The organism is Zavarzinella formosa DSM 19928, assembly GCF_000255705.1.
GTDB lineage: Bacteria > Planctomycetota > Planctomycetia > Gemmatales > Gemmataceae > Zavarzinella > Zavarzinella formosa.
In genome coordinates this window covers 1-2641 of sequence record NZ_AIAB01000516.1, presented here as the reverse complement: position 1 = coordinate 2641, position 2641 = coordinate 1, and the positions used below count along the sequence as shown (strand labels likewise).

7 protein-coding genes are annotated in these 2641 nt (G+C 64.4%); all 7 read right to left on the bottom strand.

What is annotated here, in order from left to right; all coding sequences use genetic code 11:
- Positions 1-106 precede the first annotated feature (106 nt).
- Positions 107-511 (bottom strand): hypothetical protein, encoded by a 405-nt coding sequence (locus BGIM_RS0100435; RefSeq protein ID WP_020467881.1) that lies wholly within the window; start codon positions 509-511, stop codon positions 107-109.
- Between the two features lie 3 nt (positions 512-514).
- The gene (locus BGIM_RS0100430; RefSeq protein ID WP_020467880.1) at positions 515-796 is read right to left on the bottom strand and encodes a hypothetical protein; all 282 of its coding nucleotides are present in this window, start codon (positions 794-796) and stop codon (positions 515-517) included.
- Positions 797-804: 8 nt separating this feature from the next.
- Entirely contained in the window at positions 805-1107 is a 303-nt protein-coding gene (locus BGIM_RS0100425; RefSeq protein WP_238537498.1) for a phage head closure protein, read from the bottom strand.
- A gap of 19 nt (positions 1108-1126) precedes the next feature.
- Positions 1127-1771, bottom strand: a complete 645-nt coding sequence (locus BGIM_RS0100420; RefSeq protein ID WP_020467878.1) for a head-tail connector protein — start codon at positions 1769-1771, stop codon at positions 1127-1129.
- A complete protein-coding gene (locus tag BGIM_RS0100415; protein WP_020467877.1) occupies positions 1768-2118 on the bottom strand; it encodes a hypothetical protein in 351 nt (116 codons plus the stop codon). The genes BGIM_RS0100420 and BGIM_RS0100415 overlap by 4 nt, the downstream gene beginning before the upstream one ends.
- Positions 2118-2432 carry a hypothetical protein gene (locus BGIM_RS0100410; RefSeq protein ID WP_020467876.1) on the bottom strand — a complete coding sequence of 105 codons (315 nt, stop codon included), beginning with the start codon at positions 2430-2432 and terminating at the stop codon, positions 2118-2120. The genes BGIM_RS0100415 and BGIM_RS0100410 overlap by 1 nt, the downstream gene beginning before the upstream one ends.
- The coding region (locus tag BGIM_RS47845) for a hypothetical protein (protein ID WP_040887380.1) at positions 2432-2641 on the bottom strand (210 nt) is incomplete at its 5' end. The genes BGIM_RS0100410 and BGIM_RS47845, both read right to left, overlap by 1 nt.

Here is a 2641-nt window from a genome sequence, read left to right as displayed (position 1 = left end):
GGGACGGACTGGCCGCCCGTGCCGCCGGAGTTGGCCGCCCACTTGACGCCGGCGGTGGTGTCCCAAGTGCCGGTGGCGCCGACCCAGAAGCGATTGGCCACGGGGGCTAATTGCCGCTGGTAATGGTCAGACTGGAAACGCTGACTTGGGCGCCGGAGACGATGCTGGTTGTGTTGAGATTCAGATCCGCTCCGCTCGTCCCGACCGAACCATCCACTTTGCGCGTGCCGCCGCTGGTAAGCAGGGAAAAGAATGTCGCCGTGCCGGTGTTGTCAGCGCTGGTGTCCGAACTGATGGAGCTGGCCGTCAGGACGCCCCCGGACGCGCCCGCCGCGAAGGTCGAACTCAAGGCAAGCTCGGCGAGAACGGTGTTGCCCGACAGGGCGGTGTCGGGATTGGTCGGTTGGGTGCCAGAATAAATGCGGAGCAGGCCGGACGTGCCGATGGCCGTGGTGATCGCGTCGAGTTTGGCGTTCTTAAGCGTCACGGCATATTTCAAGGCGGAGGCCATGCGTTAGCCCTCCACGACGAAGGATTGACCCGCGTCGAGCGAGGCCGGGGCGTGGGCGAACACGATCTCATTGGCCCCGTAGCGCGCCCGAAGCTGGTTGGTCACGCGAACCGCCAGTTCTTCGACGGTGTTCACTTGATGGTGCTTCACAAAGCCATTGGGGTAGACGCAGCGGAGCAGGCCGCTGTCGTCAAGGCCGTCGATGGTGACTTCATAGCCGCCCTCGGGCAGCGTGTCGATCGGGCTTCCCTGCGGCAGGACGGCTCCGGTTCCGGTGGTGTTCATGATGGCTCCTATTGTTGTTCAATGGCCTGGATGTCGAGGTACTGCTTCGCCTCGTCGCGGTTCAACGCCTCCTTGATGCCGAAGACGCGCGTTCCGAAGAGGAGGCGGTGCCTGGTGGACACGTCACTGCGGTAACGGATGGTGATTTTGTGGGTGACGGGCGTCTGAAGCTGGGCGGCCTGGAACTTCTCAAACCCCTTGGCGGGTCGGATGGAAGCCCAGACGGTGGCGAAGGCGGCCCAAGACTCGGTGTAACCTCCCTGGCCGTCTGACACCTGACTGACCGCTTGCAACGAGACGCGGTGTTTCATTTTGGCAAACTCGCCGCAATCAGCCATGCAGGAGCCCGTCCATGATGCGGTATTTGTTCAGCATGGCGGCGCAACCGGCGGGCATGTCGCCGTCGCACGCTCCTCGTGACTCGTACAGGTGGGCGACGAGCATCAGGATGGCGGTCTTGATCGAGGGGGGAATGGCTGAGGAATCGCCATAACCCGCCGTGTAGACGATCTCACACGCTCCGACCGGGCGCAGCGGGCCGGGCCAGACGGCGTCTTGATTCAGTGAAAGCCGGGTGCCGTCGGTGTTCAAAGTGTAATTGGAGGGGGAATAGACAGCGGAGGCGTTGTCGGGGTCGAAGGTGGTCACCGACGTGATGGACTGAACCGGCCCCTTGGGCAGTTCGATGACTCGTGGCAGGCCGCCGTAAAGAAAGGTGCTTGGCAGGTCGTAAACGCCCTCGCCCAGGTCCCGGTACAGGTCGTTGCAGGTTTGGTCCAAGGTGAGCCGAAGCGTGCGGGTGATGAGCGAGCGGCGGGTGTGCTGCTCGGCCGTGTCGGTGGCCGCCGAAATGAGCTGGGCGAGGAGGGCATCCTCGTCCGTGGTGTCGATCCGGAGCCAGGCCTTCGCCTCGGCCAGCGTGACCGGGTCGGAGGCGGGGTTGGTGACGACCGTGACGGTGCGGCGGGGTTTCACAGCGCCTTGCTGAACAGAATCAGGTCTCGGGCCGCGCCTTCCGTGCTACCGCTCACCGCCTTGATGAACTGGATGCCGTGGAACAGCGCGGGGTCGACGGCCAGGTATTTATTGGCCGCGACGGTAAAGCTCAGGGCCGAGCCGTTGGAGCCGGTGACCGGATTGGATGTGCCCCCGGCGGTGGCGGCGGCCGTGAAGGTCAGGGTCGTGCCCGTGAGGGCCGCTGGAAGCATGACACCCACCAAGGTCGTCCCGCCCAAATCGGCCTCGCCCGAGGCGGTCCCGGACGAGGCGATGGTGACGGTGGTCTGGCAGAGACGGGATTGGAACTGGCTGGGCGAGAGCATTATTTCTTGCCCTTCTTCTCAAACTTCTTCGCGGGCTTGGTTTCCTCCGGTTCGACCACCTTGGTTTCGCGGTCCTCCAGCGGCAGGGCGTCATCGGGGATGACGGTTTCCGAAGGCGTCTCGCCCGCCAGCGGAAGTTGCTCCGGTTGGGGAACAACACCGCCGGTGGCCAGCGGTTTGGCCCAACCCTCGCCCACGGCAATGCGGGCGAGGTCATTGGAGAGATGAGCCGTTGTGCCCGCGACGAATTCCTGTCCGTCGCCGTGGCCGTCTTGACTGCCCTTGAAGCCCGTCAGGATGTGGTGCGGCTTCATCACGCGACCTTTTCCAGGCACACGGAGAACTTGATCGAACCCGTGGTGTGCGGGGTCGCCGGGGTGCCGCCCGAGTATTGGAAGTAGATCTGGGCGCCCGCCGCCGAAACGGTGTCCGAAGTGCCGGTCAGGAACGGCACTTTCGAGTTGCCCCAATCCAGCGTCGCGGAGGGGGCGGCTTCGATGTCGGCGTTGGCCACCGTGGTCCA